At 71.3% G+C, this 22,542-nt stretch carries 12 protein-coding genes; 9 read left to right on the top strand and 3 right to left on the bottom strand.

Annotated features, from left to right (window positions below; genetic code table 11):
* Positions 1-90: 90 nt before the first annotated feature.
* Positions 91-1,011: a LysR family transcriptional regulator gene (locus tag LXT23_RS01435; protein WP_253978231.1), complete on the bottom strand. Its 921-nt coding sequence runs from the start codon at positions 1,009-1,011 to the stop codon at positions 91-93.
* 67 nt (positions 1,012-1,078) lie between these two features.
* On the opposite strand from LXT23_RS01435, the gene LXT23_RS01430 reads away from it, so the two are divergent.
* The 6 genes from LXT23_RS01430 to LXT23_RS01405 all read left to right on the top strand — a co-directional run bounded on the left by LXT23_RS01430 (position 1,079) and on the right by LXT23_RS01405 (position 11,896).
* Complete coding sequence (locus LXT23_RS01430; RefSeq protein ID WP_253978230.1) at positions 1,079-2,023, top strand: haloalkane dehalogenase; 945 nt, start codon at positions 1,079-1,081, stop codon at positions 2,021-2,023.
* A gap of 500 nt (positions 2,024-2,523) precedes the next feature.
* Positions 2,524-3,711 (top strand): efflux RND transporter periplasmic adaptor subunit, encoded by a 1,188-nt coding sequence (locus tag LXT23_RS01425; RefSeq protein WP_253978229.1) that lies wholly within the window; start codon positions 2,524-2,526, stop codon positions 3,709-3,711.
* Positions 3,708-6,893, top strand: coding sequence for an efflux RND transporter permease subunit (locus LXT23_RS01420; RefSeq protein ID WP_253978228.1), 3,186 nt, complete (start codon positions 3,708-3,710; stop codon positions 6,891-6,893). Before LXT23_RS01425 ends, LXT23_RS01420 begins: the two co-directional genes overlap by 4 nt.
* Before the next feature lie 192 nt (positions 6,894-7,085).
* Positions 7,086-8,345, top strand: coding sequence for an adventurous gliding motility lipoprotein CglB (cglB, locus tag LXT23_RS01415; RefSeq protein WP_253978227.1), 1,260 nt, complete (start codon positions 7,086-7,088; stop codon positions 8,343-8,345).
* 99 nt (positions 8,346-8,444) lie between these two features.
* Positions 8,445-10,496 carry a DUF1588 domain-containing protein gene (locus LXT23_RS01410; protein WP_253978226.1) on the top strand — a complete coding sequence of 684 codons (2,052 nt, stop codon included), beginning with the start codon at positions 8,445-8,447 and terminating at the stop codon, positions 10,494-10,496.
* Positions 10,497-10,498: 2 nt separating this feature from the next.
* The gene (locus tag LXT23_RS01405; RefSeq protein ID WP_253978225.1) at positions 10,499-11,896 is read left to right on the top strand and encodes a DUF1552 domain-containing protein; all 1,398 of its coding nucleotides are present in this window, start codon (positions 10,499-10,501) and stop codon (positions 11,894-11,896) included.
* A gap of 139 nt (positions 11,897-12,035) precedes the next feature.
* Here LXT23_RS01405 and LXT23_RS01400 read toward each other — a convergent pair whose 3' ends face one another.
* A complete protein-coding gene (locus LXT23_RS01400) occupies positions 12,036-13,553 on the bottom strand; it encodes a TIGR02996 domain-containing protein (protein ID WP_253978224.1) in 1,518 nt (505 codons plus the stop codon).
* Positions 13,554-13,702: 149 nt separating this feature from the next.
* Here LXT23_RS01400 and LXT23_RS01395 point away from each other — a divergent pair, with 149 nt between their 5' ends.
* The 3 genes from LXT23_RS01395 (at position 13,703) to LXT23_RS01385 (ending at position 20,878) form a co-directional block, all read left to right on the top strand.
* Positions 13,703-14,407: an ATP-grasp domain-containing protein gene (locus LXT23_RS01395; RefSeq protein ID WP_253978223.1), complete on the top strand. Its 705-nt coding sequence runs from the start codon at positions 13,703-13,705 to the stop codon at positions 14,405-14,407.
* 138 nt (positions 14,408-14,545) lie between these two features.
* Entirely contained in the window at positions 14,546-17,632 is a 3,087-nt protein-coding gene (locus LXT23_RS01390; protein WP_253978222.1) for a protein kinase domain-containing protein, read from the top strand.
* Positions 17,633-17,785: 153 nt separating this feature from the next.
* Complete coding sequence (locus LXT23_RS01385) at positions 17,786-20,878, top strand: serine/threonine-protein kinase (protein WP_253978221.1); 3,093 nt, start codon at positions 17,786-17,788, stop codon at positions 20,876-20,878.
* A gap of 9 nt (positions 20,879-20,887) precedes the next feature.
* Here LXT23_RS01385 and LXT23_RS01380 read toward each other — a convergent pair whose 3' ends face one another.
* Positions 20,888-22,444: an amidohydrolase family protein gene (locus tag LXT23_RS01380; RefSeq protein ID WP_253978220.1), complete on the bottom strand. Its 1,557-nt coding sequence runs from the start codon at positions 22,442-22,444 to the stop codon at positions 20,888-20,890.
* Between the last annotated feature and the right edge of the window lie 98 nt (positions 22,445-22,542).

Below are 22,542 nucleotides of genomic sequence, written 5' to 3'. Positions count from 1 at the left end.
ACCCACCGCAGACAGGAGGGCGGGCAGGGGAGCACGGGGACGAATCGTGGAATCCCACCAGGGGCCGATGTCGCCAGCCACCGCCGCGCTTCAGGCCTGGCGCGCTGTCAGGACGGCACGGCGGACGAGCCCGCGAAAGGCCTGCGCCGCGGGGTCGGCATGGGTCCGCTCGTGCCAGCACAGCGCCAGCTTGACGGTGTGCGCGGGGAACGGAGCGTTGACGGCGCGCACGCCCAGGGACGCGCCCTGCGCGGCGAGGAGCGACTCCGGCAGGGTCGCGACGAAGTCGGTCGCGGCCACGACGGCGGCGGCTGCTGTGAACGAGGGCACCGTCATCGCGACCTCGCGGGGGATGCCCGCGCGCGCGTACGCGGCGCCGACGAGGTCGCGGAAGCCCTTGCCCGGCACCATCTCCACGCCGACGTGCCGGAGCGTGCCGAGCGCGCGCGCCGAGACGCGCTTGCCGAGCACGGGGTGGGCGGTGCGAGCCACGAGGACGGTGCGCTCCTCCAGCAATGGCTCGACGTGCAGGCCCGCGCCCCGTCCGGCGAGGCCGATGTGCAGGTCGATGTGGGACGAGGCGAGGTCGCCGAGCGAGACGAGCGAGGCGATGCCCACCACGGAGAGGCGCGCGTTCGGCAGCTCCACGGTCATCGAGGCGGCGATGCGCGGCACCCAGGTCAGCTGCCCCGCATCGGCCACGGCGAGGGTGAAGGTGCGCGTGCAGTGCGTCGGGTCGAACGGGACTTCGTGGATGGCCGATTCCAGCTCGCGCAGGCCACGCGCGATGGCGGGCGCGAGCGCGGTGGCGCGCGGCGTGGGGACGATGCCACGACCCTTGCGCGTCACGAGCGGGTCTCCGAGCGCGGAGCGCAGGCGTGCGAGGCCATTGCTGACCGCCGACGGCGTGACATGGAGCCGCTCGGCCGCGCGCACCACGCTGCGCTCGGAGAGGACGGTGTGGAGCATCAGGAGGAGGTTGAGGTCGAGGGATGCGATTTGAATGCTCACGGCTGGTGAGCATAGCCCTCACGAATCATCACGGCGAGGGAGGTATCCCGGGACGCATGCTGTGGGCATGAAACGCTTGCTCGGCTGGCTCATCGCTGGCGCGCTCGTCGCGTGCCATTCCTCCACCCCGCTGCTTCCCCGGAGCGCTCCTGTGTCCACGGCCCGTACCGTCAAGGTCCTCGACTCGTTCATCTCGTACCGCGAGGCCGGGACGGGCTCGCCCATCGTGTTCCTGCACGGCAACCCCACGTCCTCGCATGTGTGGCGCAACGTGATTCCGCGGCTCGCGGACCGGAGCCGGTGCCTCGCGCCCGACCTCATCGGGATGGGCAGCTCGGGCAAGCCCGACCTTCCCTATCGCTTCGCGGACCACGCGCGGTACCTCGATGCATGGTTCGAGGCGATGGACCTGCGCGACGTGGTGCTGGTCGGCTACGACTGGGGCGGGGTCCTCGCGCTGGACTGGGCGCGGCGGCACCCGGACCGCGTGCGCGGCGTGGTCGTGTTCGAGACGTTCCTCCGGCCGATGCACTGGAGCGACTGGCCGCCGCGGGGCGAGCAGCTCTTCCGGGCCCTGCGCACGCCGGGCGTGGGCGAGCAGCAGGTGCTAGAGCAGAACGAGTTCCTCGCGCTGTCACTCGCGAACGGCGTCAAGAGTGGCCTCGCGGAGCGCGACCGCGCGGTGTACTACGCCCCGTATCCGGACCCGGCGTCGCGACGCCCGCTGTTGCAGTGGCCCCGTGAAATCCCCATCGACGGCGAGCCCGCCGACGTCGTCGCGGTCATCGAGCGCTACGACGAGTGGTTCTCGCGCACACCCGCGAAGCCGACGCTCCTGCTGACCTTCGGCGACACCGGGCTGAGCGCGCCGAAGCTCGTCGAGTGGGCGCGAAGCACGTTCCAGGCGCTCGAAATCGTCCCGCTCGGCCCGGCGGGACACCATGCGCCCGAGGACGCGCCGGAGCAAATCGCCAGCGCCATCCGCGGCTGGCTCGAGCGCCACGCGCTGTAGCGGCACGGGCGCGGGCGGACGGAAGAATCGTACGCCCCCTAAGGACCTGCGCTCGGCCACACCGTCACACCCAGGTACCGCCCCACCGGAGCACCGGCCGCTGTTGATGCAATCTCCGGCTGCTGGTGCACGCGGTGAGGGTAGGGGATTCGAAACTGCAAATTGCGTTGCGGTATTTGCGGCAGGGGTATTAGTAACCCGCCATGTTTCATTTCATGGCCGGTTCACACCCCCTTCTGTCCGTCGCGTCCGCCGTCGCGCTCCAGGGGCGCCCATGTTGTAGCTCGCAACGCAGCATGACCTGAGTCCCGCGAGGCCTCGAGCGCTCCGGGCCACGGCCCTTCCCCTACATCTTGCAGCTCCCCCGGACACCCCCGTGCTCCGACGGCGGAGCTTTGGCGGAGCCCTGCTCCGTCCCGAACCTTTCGGGATGGCATGGACGCGCACTCGCGGCGACGCGAGCGGCTTCGTGCTGCCCGGCCCCTGAAGAGGAGTCATTCATGAAGCTGAGACGTGCGTTGGTGGGGACGGCCCTAGTCGCGCCCCTGGTGGTCGGAGGTTTCGTCCTCGCCCGTGATTCGAGCGAGGGCAGTGGCGCCGCGGGCCCGGGAGGCGCCGCCATGGCGCTCCCCGAGGTCACGGTGGCCGAGGTCGTCACGCGCTCCGTCTCGGAGAGCGCGGAGTTCACCGGGACGCTCGCGGCCGTGCAGAGCGTGGAGCTGCGGCCCCGCGTCGGCGGCTACATCGACTCCGTCCGCTTCTCCGAGGGCGGCTTCGTCAAGGCGGGGCAGGTGCTCTTCCAGCTCGACGCCCGCACCTATGAGGCCGCGCTCGCCCGCGCCCAGGCGGACCTGCGGCAGGCCGAGGAGCAGAGCGCCCTGGCCGACAGCCGCTTCGAGCGGGGTGAGCGCCTCCTCGCGCAGCAGGCCATCTCCCCCAGCGACTTCGACGGCCTGAAGGCCGAGCGCGCGGGGAGCCGCGCCCGCGTCGAGTCCGCCCGGGCCGCCGTGCGCACGGCGCAGATAGACCTCGACGACACGAAGGTCCGCGCCCCCATCAGCGGCAGGGTGGGGCAGGCGCTCGTCACCGCGGGCAACCTCGTCAGCGGCGGCACCGCCGGGGCGACGCTGCTCACCACCATCGTCTCGGTGGACCCCTTCTACGTCTACTTCGACGTGGACGAGCCCACCTACCTGCGCTTCGCGCACGCGGGCCCCAACGGCCGCCAGGCCGACGGCCGCGTCCACCCCGTGCCCGTCCGCGTGGCCCTGCTGGGCGAGGACGGCTTCGCGCGCGAGGCCCGGCTGGACTTCCTCGCCAACCAGGTGGACACCGGCACCGGCACGGCCCGCGCCCGCGCGGTGCTCTCCAACCCGGACGGCAAGCTCACCGCGGGCCTCTTCGCGCGCGTGAGGCTGGAGACGGGCGCGGCGAAGCCCACGGTCCTCATCGACGACCAGGCGGTGGGTACGGACCAGCAGGGCCGCTACGTGCTCGTGGTCCGCCCGGACCAGTCGCTGGAGCAGCGGCGCGTGGAGCTGGGCGCCAGCGAGGGCAGCCTGCGCACGGTGCGCAAGGGGCTCGCCCCCGGTGAGCGCATCGTCCTCAAGGGCCTGGCCCGGCCCGGCGCGAAGGTGGCGCCGAAGCTGGTGGCCATGGCGCAGTCCCAGGAAGGCGCACGTCCATGAAGTTCACCCACTTCTTCGTCGACCGGCCCATCTTCGCCGTCGTGCTGTCCGTGCTCCTGCTCCTCACGGGCGGGCTCGCGCTGGTGCAGCTCCCCTTGAGTGAGTACCCCGCCGTCTCGCCGCCCACCGTGGTGGTGAGCGCGGCCTACCCCGGCGCCAACCCCCGGGTGACGGCCGAGACGGTGGCCGCGCCGCTGGAGCAGGAGATCAACGGTGTGGAGGGCATGCTCTACATGTCCTCGCAGGCGTCCAGTGACGGCCGGGTGTCGGTGACAGTGACCTTCACCCAGGGCACGGACGCCGACGTCGCGCAGGTGCAGGTGCAGAACCGGGTGGCGCGCGCGCTGCCGCGCCTGCCCGCGGAGACGCAGCGGCTGGGCGTGCTCACCGAGAAGAACGCCCCGGACATCCTGATGGTGGTGCACCTCGTCTCACCGGAGGGGAAGCACGACCCGCTCTTCCTCTCCAACTACGCGATGCTCCAGGTGAAGGACTCGCTCCAGCGCATCCCCGGCGTGGGCGCCGTGCAGGTGTGGGGCGCGGGCGAGTACAGCATGCGCGTGTGGCTGGACCCGCAGCAGCTCGCCTCGCGCCGGCTCACCGCCAGCGACGTGGTGAACGCCATCCGCGAGCAGAACGTGCAGGTGGCCGCGGGCACCATCGGCCAGCAGCCGGACACCCGCTCCGCGTTCCAGATCACCGTCACCGCGCAGGGGCGCCTCGCGGACGAGGAGCAGTTCCGCGACATCGTCGTCAAGGTGGGCGACGGCGGGCAGGTGACGCGCCTGCGCGACGTGGGCCGGGTGGAGCTGGGCTCCAACAACTACGCGGTCCGGGCCATGCTGGACGGCAAGCCGGCGGTGGCCATCGGCATCATCCAGGCCTCCGGCTCCAACGCGCTGGACGTGTCCGCCGCGGTGCGCGCGCGGATGCAGGAGCTCAGCCACGCCTTCCCCCAGGGCATGGAGCACCAGATTGCCTATGACCCGACGTTCTTCGTGAGGGCCTCCATCAAGAGCGTCATCACCACGCTGCTGGAGGCGGTGCTCCTGGTGGTGCTGGTGGTGGTGCTGTTCCTCCAGACGTGGCGCGCGTCCATCATCCCGCTGGCGGCGGTGCCGGTGTCGCTGGTGGGCACGGCGGCGGCGATGCACCTGCTGGGCTTCTCGCTCAACACGCTCTCCCTCTTCGGCCTGGTGCTCTCCATCGGCATCGTGGTGGATGACGCCATCGTCGTGGTGGAGAACGTGGAGCGGCACATCGCGCTGGGGGCCACGCCGAAGGAAGCGGCCCGGCGGGCCATGACGGAGGTGACGGGCCCCATCATCGCCATCACCTCGGTGCTCGCGGCCGTCTTCGTGCCCACGGCCTTCCTGGGCGGGCTCACCGGTGAGTTCTACCGCCAGTTCGCGCTCACCATCGCCATCTCCACGGTGCTCTCGGCCTTCAACTCACTCACCCTGAGCCCGGCGCTGGCGGGCGTGCTGCTGCGCGGCCACCATGGCAAGCAGGACGGCCTCACGCGCTTCATGGACTGGGCGCTGGGGCGCTGGCTCTTCCGGCCCTTCAACCGCTTCTTCGACCGGGCCTCGGAGCGGTACGTCACCACGGTGAAGCGGCTGGTGCGCGTCAGCGCCATGGTGCTCGTCGTCTACGGCGGCCTGCTCCTGCTGACGTGGGGCGGCTTCGCGCGCGTGCCCTCGGGCTTCGTGCCCATGCAGGACAAGTACTACCTGGTGGGCATCGCCCAGCTCCCGCCGGCCGCCTCGCTGGACAGGACGGCGGACGTGGTGCGGAGGATGTCGGAGCTGGCGCTGTCCGAGCCGGGCGTGGCCAGCGTGGTGGCCTTCCCGGGCATGTCCATCAACGGCTTCGCCGCCTCGCCCAACTCGGCCGTGCTCTTCCCCATCCTCGACACCTTCGAGAAGCGCGGCTCACCGGAGCTGTCGGCGGACGCCATCGCCGCGCGGCTCCAGGCGAAGTTCAGCACCATCCAGGAGGGCTTCGCGGCCGTCTTCCCACCACCCCCGGTGCCGGGCATGGGCGCGCTGGCGGGCTTCAAGCTCCAGGTGGAGGACCGCGCCGGCCACGGGCCGGAGGCGCTCTACGCGGCGACGCAGGCCCTGGTGCAGCGCGCCTCCAAAGAGCCGGAGCTCGGAGGGCTGATGTCGGGCTTCGAGGTCAACGTGCCCCAGCTCGCGCTGGACGTGGACCGGGTGAAGGCGAAGACGCAGGGCGTGCCGCTCGGCGAGGTCTTCGACACGCTGCAAATCCACCTGGGCTCGCTCTACGTCAACGACTTCAACCGCTTCGGGCGCACGTACCAGGTGAACGTCCAGGCGGACGCGGCGCACCGCATGCAGCCGGAGGACATCGGCCGGCTCCAGGTCCGCAACCAGCAGGGCGGCATGGTGCCGCTGGCCTCGCTGGTGGACGTGAAGCCCGCCTTCGGCCCGGACATGGTGACGCGCTACAACGGCTACCCGTCCGCGGACCTCAGTGGCGTGGCCAACCTGGGGGTCAGCACGGGCCAGGCGGTGGCCGTCATGGAGCGCGTGGCGGCGGAGACGCTGCCCGCGGGGATGACCTTCGAGTGGACCGACCTCACCTACCAGGAGAAGCTCGCCGGCAAGGCGGGGCTGCTGGTGTTCCCGCTGGCCATCCTGCTGGCCTTCCTCTTCCTCGCGGCGCAGTACAACAGCTGGACGCTGCCGCTGGCGGTGCTGCTCACGGTGCCCATGGCGCTGTTGAGCGCGATTGCCGGCGTGTGGCTCACGGGCGGGGACAACAACATCTTCACGCAGATTGGCCTCGTGGTGCTCATCGGCCTGGCGGCGAAGAACGCCATCCTCATCGTCGAGTTCGCCCGCGCGAAGGAGGACGAGGGCATGGGCGTGGTGCAGGCGGCGCTCGAGGCGTGCCGGCTGCGGCTGCGGCCCATCCTGATGACGTCGGTGGCCTTCATCATGGGCGTGGTGCCGCTGGCCACGGCCACCGGCGCGGGCGCGGAGATGCGCCAGGCTATGGGCATCGCGGTGCTCGCCGGCATGCTGGGCGTGACGCTCTTCGGCCTGGTGCTGACGCCCATCTTCTACATCGTCATCCGCCGGCTGGAGCTGAGGAAGGCGGCGCCGGCGCCCGTGGAGCTTCCCACCACCGGGCCCGAAGTCCCGGGGCACTGAAGTCCCACATCGGGTCCGAGCAGCGGCCGGGGGTGCCATCCAGGCCTCCGGCCGTGGCTCATATGCGGATTGCTACTGTAATGTGCCGGTGACGCTGAATGGACAGGCGCCACCGTGCAAGTGGTGCTGGTTGCAGGCGAGCCGGGCGCATACGCTGGGGACGGGGCCTCATCCATCGGAAGGAATTCTCCCATGCGAGCCAGATTGACTCGCGCGAGCACCCTCGCGCTCAGCGTCCTCATCACGAGCTGCCAGACGTACGACTTCGAGCCGGTGGAGCCGCTCGCCATCACCCAGACGACGCGGGAAGAGACCATCTCCGCGCGCAAGCTCAAGCCGAACATCATGATGCTCGTGGACGTCTCTGGCTCGATGACGGATCCGGTGGACACCAATGATCCGGACTGCCTCGTGGAGGACCGGGGCGACATGGTCGTCTGCGGCACCTCGGTGCCGTGCAACCCGGCCGTCTGCCCCACCCGCTGGACGGAGCTGCAGGGCGCCGTGCCGAGCTTTCTCTCCGCCAGCGGTTCCCATGTCCGCTTCGGCCTGACCACCTATCCCGAGCCTCGCGGGGAGCGCGGTATCGTCCCCTTCTGCCGGCCCTCCACCGAGCTCTCGGTGCGCAAGCCGCTGCCGAGCGCCGAGGATGACGCCTCGCTGCTCTCGCATGCGAATGACATCAACGGCATCCTCCAGAGCATTCCCAACGCCGGTAGCGGCCAGCCCGAGGGCGGCACGCCCACCAGCCTGAGCCTGCAGTTCGTGGGCTCGCTGGAGGCCCTCCAGTCGGAGGACCGCGACGACTACGTCATCCTCCTCACGGACGGCATCCCCAACTGCAACCCGCAGAACGTCAACTCGGGCGTCAACGACCCGACGCTGTGCAAGTGCACCCTGGGCAATACCGCGTGCGCGGGCGCGGCGGAGAAGCTCGGCTGCATGGACATGGATGCCTCGGTGACGGCCGTGCGGGAGCTGAAGGACAAGGACATCACCACCATCGTCATCGGCTTCGGCAAGGAGACGGGGGCGGGCAACGGGCCCGCGGTGCTGGAGGGCATGGCGCGGGCCGGCCAGTTCGCCCGGACCTGCGCGCCCGGGCAGACCTCGTGCGGCCCCAATGACCCCTGCGACCCCGCCACCAACCTGTGCAGCCGCGGCTACTTCCAGGCCGGCAACCAGGCGGAGCTGGCCCAGGCCCTGGAGACCATCAGCAGTGCACTCCTCCCGGGAGTGCCCTGCCTCGTTGAGCTGAACCCCGCCCAGCTTCCTTCGGACCCGAAGCTCGTCGTCGTCTACGTCGAGGAAGAGTCCATGGCCTCAGGTGATGACACCTGGCAGCTGACGGACAAGGGCGTGCTCTTCACGGGGGCGACCTGCGAGCGCATCCTCCGCTCCACCCCGGACGCGCCCATCGCCGTCGAGGTCCGCGCCATCCGCCAGCGGTAGCGCGCGGTGAGGGTTTCCTCCACGCGCTCGCCGTGGAGGAAACCTCCGTCGCTTCAGTCCGCTTCTGGCGGTAGGCTCTTCCCTCAGGAGGAACGCGGAATGAGCGCTCGTCGTCGCGGAGTGCGGGCTGGCGTCACCGGAGTCCTGTTGGTGCTCGGCGCGTGCTCGGGTTCCGTGAAGGGGCCGGGCACCCCGGATGGAGGCGCCTCGGATGGCGGAGTCCCTCCTGCTGACGGCGGAGTCGTCGACACCGCCCTCCCGCCGAACCTGATTCCCCAGGAGGAGCTCTTTGCCTGCCGCGGGGCCGTCTCGGACGCTCCCACGCGCCTTCGCCGCATCAACCGGTGGCAGTGGACCCGCAACGTGGGCGGCGCCGTGACGCGCGGCTGGACGGGCTTCAGCTTCTACGACAACCCGCTCGACGCGAATCCACGCTCCGCCTTCGGCAGCTACGCCGCCGACGACACGGTGGATGAGTCCATGGTGGAGATCATCCTCCCCATCGTGGACGAGTACGGCGCGACGTGGGCCGGGCCCTACACCGGCTCGAACCGGCTCGACCTGCTCCGGGAGGACGCGTCCTTGCGCTGCATGTGGGAGCAGGCGCAGCCGAGCGCCTCCTGCATCCGCAACTACCTGGCCACCCTGCTGGAGCGGGGCGTGATGTACCGGCCGGCCCGCGCGGACGAGCTGGACCGGCTGGCCGCCTTCACCCAGTCAGTGCTCGCGCAGGAGCCCTCCGGTGGAGGCGAGGGCGTGCGGACCCACAGCCTCTCGCGCGTCGTCACCGCGGCGACCTTGATGACCGGCGCGCTCTTCCGCGAGGAGCTGGGCACACCGCTCGGCAACGGCCGGGTCGAGCTGGGTGAGTGGGAGCTCGCGCAGCAGCTCACCTATGCGCTGGGAGAGCGTGCCCCGGGCGCGGTCCCCACCTGGCGGTGGCCCGACACCTCCGCCTCCTCCAAGGGCCACTACGGAGACATCGCGGACGCGGCGCGCGACGGAGGGATTCGCTCGCCGCAGGTCGTGGGCGCGTTGATTGACCAGCATGTCGGCGGTGTGGATGGCACCCGCTTCGACCTGGTCCAGGACTTCGGTGAGGCGGAGCGTCCTCGCAGGGGCGAGTACTGGCTCGCCGATGGCGTGGCGAACTTCTTCCGCCAGTGGCTGGGCTACACGGAGGTGGAGGCCATCTTCAAGGAGCGTCCGGAGGCGACCAGCGCCTTCGACGATGGGGAGCTGAGTGGCTACCGGGCGCAGGCCGCGGCCTGGGACAACCTGCTCTCCGGCTACTACGGCGACGAGTCGACGCTGATTCAGCAGATGGACGACTTCGTCGCGCGCGCGGTGGTGGCTGACGTCGCGGTGCTGGAGACGCTGCTGACCTCCCGGCGGTACTACCTCGCGGCGACGCAGGACACGGGCTTCGACGGCAACGCCACGCGGTACACGGGCCAGCCCTACGGCACCGCCGCGGAGCTTGCCGCGACCCGCGAGGCGCGCTGGCGGATGCTGCCGGAGAACGAGCGCGCCGGAGTGCTCACCCACCCGGCCTGGCTGGCCTCGCATGGCGGAAACTTCGAGGACGACCCGTCCGCGGTCCACCGGGGCAAGTGGGTGCGGGAGAACCTGCTCTGCGGCTATGTCCCCCCGCTCAGCTCGGTGCGCGTGCGGGCGCAGGTGGGGCCTCATGCGCCGGACAAGAACGCGCGAGCGCGCCTGGAAGAGGCGACTGGCGGGAGTGAGTGCCAGGGCTGCCACTCGCTGATGAACCCGCTGGGCTACCCGTTCGAAATCTACAACCACGCCGGCTACCTGCGGACGAAGGACCATGCCCCCGACGGTGGCTGGATGGCTCCGGACGGGAAGGCGACGTTGAGCGACCTGCCGGACCCGGCATTGAATGGCCCCGTGCGGGATGCCGTGGAGCTCAGCGAGAAGCTCGCCGCCTCGGGCTACGTGAAGCGCTGCTTCGTCCGGCAGGTCTTCCGCTACTTCATGGGCCGCGACGAGAACCCGAGCGACGCCTGCACGCTGGTGCGGATGGAGCAGGCCTACGATGCGAATCAGGGCTCGTTCAAGGCCCTGCTCAGGGCCCTGATGACCAGCGACACCTGGACGACGCGCCGCGAGCCGGCGCAGGGAGAATGAGCATGCTGACCCGACGCGCGCTGCTCAAGTCCGCCGTGGCCGCCGGGCTCTTCGCGCCGCTCTACCGCGAGGCGCTCGCCCAGACGGCGGCGAAGCCCATGCGGCTGGTGCTGGTGCTGGAGTGCAATGGCATCTATCCCGAGGCCTTCCTGTCCAGTGGGACTCGCGCGGCGCTCGGCTCGCGGGTAGGCACCCGGCACAACTTCCTCGACGTGTATCCCGAGACGGCGCTGGTCCGCCCGGGCGATGGCCTCTCCAGCGCGCTGTGCCTGGGGCCGCTCGCGGGTGGCAGCGGAGCGCCGTCCCTCGAGAACCGGGCGGCGGTGTTGCTCGGGCTGTCGTCGACGATTGCGGGTGGTGGGCACTCCTCGGGAACGGGGGCGCTGAGCTGCGCGGTGAATGGCTCGGCGGCCACCCTCGACGCGGTGCTGGCGCCGAGGCTCAAGCGCACCGCGCCCTTCGACGCCATCCGCCTGGGCACCAGCTCCGCGCGCACCTCCATCGTCTACGAGACGTGCGCGTACGGTCCGCGCAAGCCCGCGGGCGTGCTGGTGAACCCGATGCTCGCGTACAACACCATCTTCGGCACGCTCTCGGCTGGCTCGGCGGTGGGGCAGGAGCGCCGGATGCTCTTCGACTTCGCCCGCGACGACGCGAAGGCCGCGCTCGGGACCTTCAAGGGCAACTCCCCCGAGCGCGCGAAGCTGGAGCGGTACCTGGCTTCGCTCGAAGCGCTGCGTGCGCGGGAGTCGCAGCTGCAGGGCATGGCGGCGCAGGTGACGCCGCTGCTGCCTCCCCATCCGTCCGTGAACCCGCTGCTCCAGGGAAGCAGCACTCCGCCCGACTCCCTCAAGTGGCTGGAGGCGCAGTTCGAGATTGCCACCACCGCGCTGCTGGGCGGCCTGACGAACCTGGTGGTGCTGGCGGCGGGGACCTCGGGCTTCGACGTGGCCTATGACGCGAGCATCGCGAGCGTCGGGCGGCATGACCTTCAGCACGGCATCGACAACGCGGGCAACTGGACCGGCATCGCGGCGGTCACCCGGAAGCACGTGGCCCTGGTGGCGAAGCTGGCCCGCGCGCTGGCGGCGACGCCGGAGGTCGGCGCGTCCGGCTCGATGCTGGACCACACGGTGATTGTCCTGATGTCCGACAATGGCGAGCAGCACCACTCGGAGGGGCGGGAGTGGCCCAAGCTCGTCCTCGGCGGCAATGCGCTGGGGCTGAAGACGGATGGGCGGACGGTGGTGTACCCGGCCGACGGCAAGGCGCGGAATCGCCAGGTGTCCAACCTGTTCAACACCCTGGGCCACGCCTCGGGCGATGCCGGCTTCAACACCTTCGGGGCGGAAGGTCCGACGCGAATCGCCGAGGGGCCCCTGTCAGAGCTGCTCGGGTAGGCGCCGGGGTACGAGTCGAAACCGGCGCAGGCCGTGGCGCGGCAGCGGCGCGAGCGCCCGAGCTGAGTGACACCCTGGAGGAATGCATGTCCGCTGCCCGGAGTCCCAGGCAGGCCGTCACCCGCTCCGAGCTACTGGCTCACACCCACTCGACGCGCTTGTAGCCGGCCCCGGCGCGCTCCAGCTGATGGGCGTCCTGCTCCTCCAGCGGATGCGGGGCATGCAGGCGCAACACGCGGCCACCGAAGCCCGCCGCCGCGCGAATCGCTCCCAGGAGCTCTCCGACCCGCTGCGCGTTCAGCTCCGGCATCACGCGCTGGGTCGGGTACGGATGCTGCTGCACTCTCATTCGCAGCACTTCGACCTGGACCTCTCCCGGAGGTGTCGCCACCAGGGTCCAGGCCTTCCTCACGCGCGCCTCGAAGCGCTCCAGGCGCCGGGCCAGGGGCGAGGTCGCGCACAGGCTCACGTCCGCGGCCTCCGCCTCGTCAATCTCGACCTGGCTCAGGTCGGGCAGGGCCGAAAGCGAGCGGAACACGTCGGGAACCCACGGGGCGAGCTGCCCCTGCAGCTCCAATTGCCGCACCGGCAGCGGGTACGCGCCCAACCGCTCTCCGAGCGAGGCCCAGACGCCCCGCAGCTGGGTCACGTGCCGCAGGTGCGGGTGCGCGAGCCAGGTTGCTGCCTCCGGGGAGCCCTCCCAGCTCCAGTCGATGGACTCCACGGTGCTCCAGGCCGGTCCAGGCGGAGGCGGCGGGGGCCCCGTCCGGGTGCCCCTCACCCGCACGGCCACGGGGAAGCCCCGCTCGAAGCGGGTGTACCGGGTCTCGACGGAGGGCCCCAGCGGGGCCTGCCACTCGGCCCGGTGCTCCGTCAGCAGCGCTTCGACACGGTTCGGGTCGGGCTGGGGTGAGCACTGCAACATGATGAACTCGCCCAGCGGATCTCCCATGTCCATCAAGAGGTCGGCCAGCACGAGCCGCGCGTCCACGTCCTCCGGGTGGGCATGGATGCGCGCCAGGAGTGACTCCCGGACGGGCGCGCTGTTCGTCGTGGCCGTCTCCAGGGCGTCGATGGCCAGGTCCAGCGCTTCACACCGCGCCAGCGCCTCCGGGCTCAGCGCGGCCGCCTCCTTTGCGCGGGTCCGCTGGATGACGGTGAGCAGCTGCTGGGCCAGGCGGTTCTCGGAGCCCAGCTCGGCGCACAGCGCATGGAGCTCTTCGACGGCCCGGGAGTCCCTCAGGGACATGAAGAGGCTGCCCAGCGCGTTGCAGGCCGGCTCCTCCTGGGCGACGGGCAGCCGCGCGATGTCCAGCAGCGCGGGTGTCAGTCGCGGGTCCGCGGGCCAGCGGCGGAAGGCGTCGAGCTGGCTCGCCAGCTCCGCGGCACGGCCACTCCGCGCGGTCTGCAAGAGCCCTCCGAGCTTCTTGGGAAGGTCCCAGGGCCGCAGCAGCTCCATGCCGGTCGACACGTGGCTGTAGTCCCGGGGAGCCGGACGCGCGGTGAGCAGGGCGGACAGCCGGTCCACGAGCACGGCGATGCGCTCCGCGCGCGTCTCCCGCCAGACGGGCAGCAGGAACCGCAGCGCGTCTTCCTCCTCGCGCTGCTCGAAGGCCGTGCACGCGCGGGCGAGGAGGTCATTCAGGGCATCGCTCACCGCGTCAGTCTAACTGAGGCCTCGGGCCCGCTCCGAGCGACTCCTTCTGGTGGCCCCGTGACGAGCTCCCAGCCCTGCTGCCCCGCGGCCTCGAGCGGCGCGTTGGCGGCTTCAAACGTGAGCATGTCAGGTCGTATAGGGTGCCCGGCATGTTCCATGGGCTCACCCTGCTCATCCCCGAGAAGGCGGATCCGGAGCGCGACACCGTCGCCCGCGCGTGGGAGGCGCAGGGCGGCGAGGTGCTGAGGCTGGGGCGCTTCTGGAGCCCGCCCGCCGTGGACCGCGAGAGGGTGCGCCTGTACGGCAACGACACCTTCTGCCTGGTGCTGGCGCAGAAGCTGGGCCTGTCGCTCGTGTCTCCACCGGACGACTTGCTGCTGAAGGTGGACCCTGCGTGGGTGAAGCGCGAGGTGCGAGGCGCCACGTTGGAGCAGGTGGCAGCGGAGACGTTCCCCCGCTTCATCAAGCCGCTGGTGCCCAAGGTGTTCCGCGCCGCCGTGTGGCCGGGGCCGGAGGCACTCGCGGAGGAGTGCCGGGGGCTGGCGCCGGAGACCCCTGTGCTGTCGTCGGAAGTCGTCTCGCTGCGAGCGGAGGTCCGGGCCTGGGTGCTCGACGGGCGCGTGCGTACCTGTGCGTTGTATGAGGGGGAGGCCTCTGTGACGGAGGCCGAGGCCTTCCTCGCCGACATCGCGCGCATGGCGCCGCTGCCGCGCACGTGCGTGCTGGATGTCGCGCTCGTGGAGGGGCGGGGCTGGGCGTTGCTGGAGGCCAACGCCGCGTGGGGCGCGGGGCTCAATGGCTGCGACGCCTCGGGAGCGGCTCGCTGTATCGCCGAGGCGACAGTGACGGCCTGACGCGGCAGGACGCCGCTCGGCGGCCATCGAGGAAGGAACGCCGGGCCCAGGCTCCAGGCTGGACGGTGCTGCGCCCCTCGTGGCTCATGCGGCCTGTCTGAAGCCTGGGATTGGAACCCTGGTACGCTTGCCGCGGTAATGACGATGTGCCCGGGCGAGACGACGCTGAGTGAGTTGCTGGCGGGAGTGCTTCCCCAGGAGCAGCGCAGCGCCGTCCTGGCGCACGTCGAGCGCTGTGCGGACTGCCAGCGCGTGTTGGCGGCGGCCCGCGAGGACTCCACGTCCTTCCAGGCGGAGCTGTCCGCCCCCGCGCCGCTGGAGCGCGGTGCCACGCTGGGGCGCTACGTGGTGCTGGAGCGCATCGGCGCCGGGGCCATGGGAGTGGTGTACGCGGCGTATGACCCGGAGCTGGACCGGCAGGTGGCGCTGAAGGTGCTGCGCCCGGAGAGCCGGCAGGTGGAGGAGCTGAGGCTGAGGCTGGTGCAGGAGGCGCAGTCCCTGGCGCGCCTGTCGCACGCCAACGTCGTCTCGGCGTTCGACGTGGGCCAGCATGGAGACTGCGTCTTCCTGGCGATGGAGCTGGTGGAGGGTGTCACGCTGGCGGAGTGGCTGAAGACGCCGCGCACCTGGCAGGAGGTGCTGCGAGTCTTCACCGAGGTGGGAAGGGGGCTGGCGGCGGCGCACGCGGCGGGGTTGGTGCACCGCGACATCAAGCCGGCCAACGTCCTCGTCGGGAAGGACGGGCGCGCGCGCGTGACGGACTTCGGCATGGCGCGGCCCCTCAACCGGGCGCCCGGCGCCACGCCTCGAATGGGGCTGGAGCTGCCCGCGTCCGCGGTCAGCCCGCCCGTCACGCCCCTGACGCGAACCGGCGCGCTGCTGGGCACGCCCGCGTACATGGCGCCGGAGCTGCTCACCGGGCGCAGGGCGGATGCGCTGTCGGACCAGTTCAGCTTCTGTGTGGCGCTGCATGAAGCGCTCTACGGCGTGCGCCCCTTCGAGGGAGGCAGCCTGGAGGAGGTGGCCCGTGCCGCACTGGAGGGGCGCGTGCGTCCGGCGCCTCCAGGCACGAAGGTGCCCGCCTGGGTGAGGCGCGCGGTGCTGCGCGGACTGAAGCCACGTCCCGAGGAGCGCTATGCCTCCATGGAGCCGCTGCTGGCGGCGCTGGCGCTTCCGCCCCGACGGTTGTGGGTGAGGGTGACGGCGCTGGCCGGGGTCGCGAGCGTAGTGGGCGCCGCGGTGGTGTGGCCGCTGGCGTACCGGACCGAGGCGCGCTGCGAGCAGGAAGCGCAGAAGCTGGAGGGCGCATGGGGGCAGGCGCGGCGGGAGCAGGTGCGCGTGGCCTTCCTCGCCACGGGAGCGCCGGCCGCGGCGGAGGTCTTTGAGAAGGTGGCGGGGAACCTGGACGCGCACGCGTCGCAGTGGCGCACGCTGCGCACCGAGGCGTGCGTGATGTCCCACGAGCAGCCGGAGAGCACCGCGTGGCAGACGGCGGCGTGTCTCGATGCGCGGCTGTGGCAGCTGGCCGCCGTGACAGACGTGCTGAAGAAGGCGGATGCGCAGACGGTGCGCAACGCGGGGCAGCTCACCTCGTCGCTCGAGGGACTGGGGGTATGCCGGGATGCACCGGAGCTGACCAGCCGGCCGCAGCCGCCGGACGCGCTCCGGCCCCGCGTGGACGCGGCCCGGCGCAAGCTGGCGGACGCCGACGCCCGGAACGCGGGGGGCCAGTACGCCGAGGGACTCCGGCTCACGACCGCCCTCATCGAGGACCTCCAGGGCCTGGACTACAAGCCCCTCGAAGCGGAGGTGCTGTTCGCCCACGGCAGGCTCCAGTCGATGGATGGCAAGCTCAAGGAGGCCGAGGCCACCCTCTACAAGGCCGTCTTCGCCGCCGAAGCCGGGCGCGACGACGAGACGGTGGCGCGCGCGTGGAACTACCTCATCTGGCTGGTGGGCGTGCGGCTCGCGCGCGGCGAGGACGTGGAGCGCATCGTCCAGCACGCCCAGGCCGCCGTGGACCGCCTGGGGCGCGAGCGCTTCCCGGCCATTGCCGCGGAGCAGCACCTGCGGCTGACGCAGGTGCTGCTGGCGCAGGGGAAGTACGTCGAGGCGGAGGCGGAAATCACGCGGGGGTTGGAAGTGGCGCGCAGGGCCTACGCCCCGGACAGCCTGCGCATGGCCGACTTCCTCGGCACGCTCGGCATGGCCCGCTTCCGCCTGCGGAAGTACCCGGCGGCGCTGGAGCTGCAGCTCCAGGCGCTCGCGCTGCGCGAGCACCACCTGGGGAAGGACCACCCAGACCTCATCGGCGGCCTCAACAGCCTCGGTTCCATCCATGAAGTCATGGGCAAGGCGGACGAGGCCATCGCCGCCCTTCGCCGGGCCATCGCCCTCCACGAGGCTTCCGAGTTGCCGGAGTACACACGCTCGCCCCTGTTCGCCAACCTGGCCACGCGGCTGCGGAACCTGGGCCAGCTCGAAGAGGCGACGGCGCTCCGGAAGCGGGCGCTCGCCCTCGTCGAGCAGAAGCATGGACGGGACCACCCCGAGTCGGCCCTGGCGCTGGCGGCCCTGGGGGAGTTGCTCGCCGACGCGGACCACCTCGAGGAAGCTCTCGGACTCTACCGCGAGGCCCTGGTCCACCTCGAGCGCAGCCTGGGACCGGACTCGCCGCGCATCGAGCCGGTGCTGTGGTACCGCTCCACGGCCTACATCCGGATGGGGCGCTTCGAAGACGCGCGACGCGACCTGCTCCGGTTACAGGCCTTCGCTGAGGCGCGCCAGGGCTCCGGCAGCGGTCTGGAGGCATCGGTGCTCTGGCGGCTGGCGTCGGTGGACCTGCGCACGGGCGCGCCACGGCAGGCGCTCGCGCGCTGCCAGCGCTCCCTGGCGCTGCACGAGCGCGTCCAGGGCGCGGGCACCATGGACACCGCCAGGGACGAGGGCTGCCTGGCAGAGGCCTGGCTTCTCCTGGGCGAGCCGGACAAGGCCCTGCCGCTCGTCGAGCGCGCCCGCGCGCGCCTGGGCACCTCCTCCCTGGAGGCCATGGAAACGGCCTGGTACACCTTCGTCCTGGCCCGGACGCTGCGGGCGCTGAACCCTCCAGACCGCGCTCGCGCGGCCGCCATGGCCGAGGAGGCCCGGAGTCGCTTCAAGGCCCTGGGCGTCATGGCCCGTCCGGAGCTGGAGCAGGTCGTGGCGTGGCAGCGGCGAGCTCCCTGAGCTGTCCAGGGTGAGGCACTGAACGAAGCCCTGACCCGTCATGGCCTCGTGACGGGGCACCGCCTGGATTTCTGCGTCAGCGGTGAACAGGTCCCGCTTGTTTGAAGCGCAGGAGCCCGGTGAAGAAGAGAGCCCTGATACGTTTGCCACGGTATGACGATGTGCCCGGGCGAGACGACGCTGAGTGAGTTGCTGGCGGGAGTGCTTCCCCAGGAGCAGCGCAGCGCCGTCCTGGCGCACGTCGAGCGCTGTGCGGACTGCCAGCGCGTGTTGGCGGCGGCCCGCGAGGACTCCACGTCCTTCCAGGCGGAGCTGTCCGCCCCCGCGCCGCTGGAGCGCGGTGCCACGCTGGGCCGCTACGTAGTGCTGGAGCGCATCGGCGCCGGGGCCATGGGAGTGGTGTACGCGGCGTATGACCCGGAGCTGGACCGGCAGGTGGCGCTGAAGGTGCTGCGCCCGGAGAGCCGGCAGGTGGAGGAGCTGAGGCTGAGGCTGGTGCAGGAGGCGCAGTCCCTGGCGCGCCTGTCGCACGCCAACGTCGTCTCGGCGTTCGACGTGGGCCAGCATGGAGACTGCGTCTTCCTGGCGATGGAGCTGGTGGAGGGCGTCACGCTGGCGGAGTGGCTGAAGACGCCGCGCACCTGGCAGGAGGTGCTGCGAGTCTTCACCGAGGTGGGAAGGGGGCTGGCGGCGGCGCACGCGGCGGGGCTGGTGCACCGCGACATCAAGCCGGCCAACGTCCTCGTCGGGAAGGACGGGCGCGCGCGCGTGACGGACTTCGGCATGGCGCGCCCCCTCAACCGGGCGCCCGGCGCCACGCCTCGAATGGGATTGGACCTGCCCGCGTCCACGGCCAGTCCGCCGATCTCTCCGCTCACGCGGACCGGCGCACTGCTGGGCACGCCCGCGTACATGGCGCCGGAGCTGCTCACCGGGCGGAGGGCGGACGCGCTGTCGGACCAGTTCAGCTTCTGTGTGGCGCTGCATGAAGCGCTCTACGGCGTGCGCCCCTTCGAGGGAGGCAGCCTGGAGGAGGTGGCCCGTGCCGCACTGGAGGGGCGCGTGCGTCCGGCGCCTCCAGGCACGAAGGTGCCCGCCTGGGTGAGGCGCGCGGTGCTGCGCGGACTGAAGCCACGTCCCGAGGAGCGCTATGCCTCCATGGAGCCGCTGCTGGCGGCGCTGGCGCTTCCGCCCCGACGGTTGTGGGTGAGGGTGACGGCGCTGGCCGGGGTCGCGAGCGTAGTGGGCGCCGCGGTGGTGTGGCCGCTGGCGCACCGGACCGAGGCGCGCTGCGAGCAGGAAGCGGAGAAGCTCGAGGGTGCGTGGGGGAGGGCGCGGCGGGAGCAGGTGCGCGCGGCCTTCCTCGCCACGGGAGCGCCGGCCGCGGCGGAGGTCTTTGAGAAGGTGGCGGGGAACCTGGACGCGCACGCGTCGCAGTGGCGCGCGCTGCGCACCGAGGCGTGTGTGATGTCCCACGAGCAGCCGGAGAGCACCGCGTGGCAGACGGCGGCGTGTCTCGATGCGCGGCTGTGGCAGCTGGCCGCCGTGACGGACGTGCTGAAGAAGGCGGATGCGCAGACGGTGCGCAACGCGGGGAAGCTCACCTCGTCGCTCGAGGGGCTGGGGACCTGCCGGGATGCGCCGGAGCTGTCCACCCGCCCGCAGCCGCCGGACGCGCTCCGGCCCCGCGTGGACGCGGCCCGGCGCAAGCTGGCGGACGTCAAGGCCTTGCGCGTGGGAGGGCGGATTGGCGAGGCGCTCCGGATTACGACCGCCCTCCCCGAGGAACTCCGGGACCTGGACTACAAGCCCCTCGAAGCGGAGGTGCTGCTCGCCCACGGCGAGCTCCAGTCGACGGACGGCAAGCCGAAGGAGGCGGAGGCCACCCTGTACAAGGCCATCTTCGCCGCCGAGGCCGGGCGCGACGACGAGACGGTGGCGCGTGCGTGGAGCTACCTCCTCTATGTGGTGGGCGTGCAGCTCGCGCGCGGCGAGGACGTGGAGCGCATCGTCCAGCACGCCCAGGCCACCCTGGACCGCCTGGGGCGCGAGCGCTTCCCGGCCATCGCCGCCATCCTCCACCTGCAGCTGACGACGGTGCTGCTGGAGCAGGGGAAGTACGTCGAGGCGGAGGCGGAGGTCACGCGGGGATTGGAGCTGGCGCGCAGGGCCTACGCCCCGGACAGCCTGGAGATGTCCAACTTCCTCACCATGCTCAGCAAGGCCCGCTACCGGCTGCGGAAGTACCCGGAGGCGATGGAGCTGCAGATCCAGGCCATTGCCCTGCGCGAGCACCACCTGGGAGAGGACCACCCGGACCTCATCTCCAGCCTCAACAACCTCGCGCCCATCTACGAGTTCATGGGCAAGGCGGACGAGTCCATCTCCACCCTGCGCCGGGCCATCGCCATCCACGAGGCCTCCGAGTTTCCGGTGTACACGCGCTCGCCGCTGCTCTCCAACCTGGCCATGCAGCTGCGCTCCCTGGGCCGGACGGAGGAGGCGACGGCGCTCCAGAAGCAGGCGCTGCAGCTCGCCGAGCAGGGGCACGGCTTGAATCACCCCATGTCGGCTCATGCGCTGGCGTGCCTGGCGCTGCTCCTGGGAGACGCGGACCGCACCGACGAAGCCCTCGAGCACTACCGCGAGGCCCTGGCCCGCTTCGAGCGCACCCTGGGGCCGGACTCGCCGCGCATCGCGCTGGTGCTGTGGTACCGCTCCATGACCTACGTCCGGATGGGGCGCCTCGAGGACGCGCGGCGCGACCTGCTCCGGTTGCTGGCCCTCGCGGAGAAGACCGAGGGCGCCGACAGCGGCCTGGCGGGGGATGTGCTCTGGCGGCTGGGGATGGTGGACCTGCGCGCGGAGGCGCCACGGCAGGCGCTCGCGCGCTGCAAGCGCGCCCTGGAGGTGCACCAGCGCGTCCAGGGCACGGGCACGGTGGCCACCGCCAAGGACGAGGGCTGCCTGGGCGAGGCCTGGCTCCTCCTGCGCGAGCCGGACAGGGCCCTGCCGCTCGTCGAGCGCGCTCGCGCGCGTCTGGGCACCTCCTCCTTCGAGGGCATGGACACGGCGTGGCAGACCTTCGTCCTGGCCCGGCTGCAGCGGGCGCTGAAGCCTCCGGACCCTGCCCGCGCGGCCGCCCTGGCGGAGGAGGCCCGGAGCCGCTTCAAGGCCCTGGGCCTCCTGGCCCGCCCGGAGCTGGAGGAAGTCCTGGCGTGGCAGCGGCGCGAGGCGCCGCGCTGAGCGACACCCTCAGAAGAGCTCGCGCTGGATTCCCGCGGCCCGGAAGATGAAGTCCCTGGACGCCTCGAGGTTGGCGCGCAGGTGGGGCCAGTTCACGCCGACCAGGGCGCCTCGCCACTTGCGCACCCTTCCCGCGACGATGACGGTGTCCACGTTGCTGCGCTCCATCATCGTCACGACGGCGCCCGGCACGTTGTTGAGCGGGGCCACGTTGATGGCGTCCGCCCGCAGCAGGACGATGTCGGCCTCCTTGCCCGGCGTCAGCGAGCCAATCTTGTGCGAGAGCCGGGCGACCCGGGCCCCCTCGACGGTGGCGAAGCGGATGACATCGCGGCTCTTGAGGAGCTCGGGCAGGTTCGTCTCGCCGTTGAGCGCACGCTCGTTGATGAGCGCCCGCTGCAGCGTGAAGACGCTCCGCATCTGGGTGAAGAAGTCCGCGGTCATCGTGCACTCGACGTCCACGCTGAGCGAGGGCTGGATGCCATGGTCCAGCGCCGTCTGGAGCGGTGGCAGGCCATGCCGCATGGTCATCTCGATGGGGGCCGCGACCGAGAGGGTGACCCCCGAGTCGGCCATCGCCTTCCAGGAGTCCTCCGAGAGGCCGGTGGCGTGGATGAACTCGATGTCGGGCCCGAGCAGGCCCTCACTCGCGAGCTGCTCCACGAGCGTGCGCTGGCCGAGGCTGCCCACCAGGTGGGACACGATGGCCAGGCCATGCTGGCGCGCGAGGGCCCAGTAGGTCCGGAAGGCGGGGTCGAACACCTCTCCGCCCATGGCCAGGGTCAGCAGCTGCTCGGTGGAGGAGAAGTAGCGGCGCTGGAGCCGCGAGAGGTCATTCGGGAAGATGCTGCGGGGGCCCACGCCCGGGGAGTACACGAAGACCGCGCGGCGGCCCGCTTCCTGGAGCCCCTGGATGACGGCTTCGGTGTGCTCCGGAGAGTGGCCCACCTGCGACGTGTCGACGACCGTGGTCACCCCGGCGTCCAGCTGGCTGAGCGACGAGACGAGCTCCGCGATGAAGACGTCCTGCGGCCGGTAGACGGGGGTAATCGTGGAGTGGATGTAGTCGAGGTAGTTCTTCTGACCGTGCGGCAGGCCGTCGTTGAACAGCAGGCCGTCGGCCAGGAAGTTCCGCAGCGCCGTCTGGTACTGATGGTGGTGGGTATCTACGAACCCAGGCATGACAATCATGCCCGCGGCGTCGATGACCGCGGCCCCCGGAGCGTGCAGGTGGGGGCCGACCGCCACAATCTTCCTGCCCTCGATGAGGACGTCGCCCCGGGCGAAGTCCCCCACGGCCGGGTCCATGCTGAGAACCGCGCCGCCCTTGATGAGGTAGCGCCGGTGCGAAGCCCCCGTCTCCGCGGGCATGCCGCGGTCGCCGGCGCCGCCCTCCCGGGACAGCTCCTCCTGCCCGGGCGCGGCCTGCGCCGGCGTGGCAATGGACGAGACTGCCGCTGCACCGAGGGCTGAAGCCCCCGCCACCAGGAACCCGCGACGGGAGGAGCCCGCCTTCGCTGGTTCGCCGTCATGGACCGAGTGATTTCCACAGAGCCGCTGACACATGTGCCGTTCCCCCTCTGGGAGCCCCAGAGTTCTTTGTCGTGTTGCCTCTTCCGAGACATCCGCCACCATTGAACTTTTGTAATGGTAGCGCACGAAAA

This window comes from Pyxidicoccus xibeiensis, assembly GCF_024198175.1.
In the GTDB taxonomy this organism is placed as follows: Bacteria; Myxococcota; Myxococcia; order Myxococcales; family Myxococcaceae; genus Myxococcus; species Myxococcus xibeiensis.
The sequence above is the reverse complement of the archived record's forward strand: the minus strand, read 5'-3'. Positions and strand labels throughout refer to the sequence as shown.

Excerpts from the sequence above, each read along its gene's own strand:
- LXT23_RS01425 (WP_253978229.1), top strand. The coding sequence starts at position 2,524 with ATGAAGCTGAGACGTGCGTTGGTGGGGACGGCCCTAGTCGCGCCCCTG.
- LXT23_RS01395 (WP_253978223.1), top strand. The coding sequence starts at position 13,703 with ATGTTCCATGGGCTCACCCTGCTCATCCCCGAGAAGGCGGATCCGGAG.
- cglB (WP_253978227.1), top strand. The coding sequence starts at position 7,086 with ATGCGAGCCAGATTGACTCGCGCGAGCACCCTCGCGCTCAGCGTCCTC.
- LXT23_RS01405 (WP_253978225.1), top strand. The coding sequence starts at position 10,499 with ATGCTGACCCGACGCGCGCTGCTCAAGTCCGCCGTGGCCGCCGGGCTC.
- LXT23_RS01380 (WP_253978220.1), bottom strand. The coding sequence starts at position 22,444 with ATGTGTCAGCGGCTCTGTGGAAATCACTCGGTCCATGACGGCGAACCA.
- LXT23_RS01390 (WP_253978222.1), top strand. The coding sequence starts at position 14,546 with ATGACGATGTGCCCGGGCGAGACGACGCTGAGTGAGTTGCTGGCGGGA.
- LXT23_RS01430 (WP_253978230.1), top strand. The coding sequence starts at position 1,079 with ATGAAACGCTTGCTCGGCTGGCTCATCGCTGGCGCGCTCGTCGCGTGC.
- LXT23_RS01385 (WP_253978221.1), top strand. The coding sequence starts at position 17,786 with ATGACGATGTGCCCGGGCGAGACGACGCTGAGTGAGTTGCTGGCGGGA.
- LXT23_RS01420 (WP_253978228.1), top strand. The coding sequence starts at position 3,708 with ATGAAGTTCACCCACTTCTTCGTCGACCGGCCCATCTTCGCCGTCGTG.
- LXT23_RS01410 (WP_253978226.1), top strand. The coding sequence starts at position 8,445 with ATGAGCGCTCGTCGTCGCGGAGTGCGGGCTGGCGTCACCGGAGTCCTG.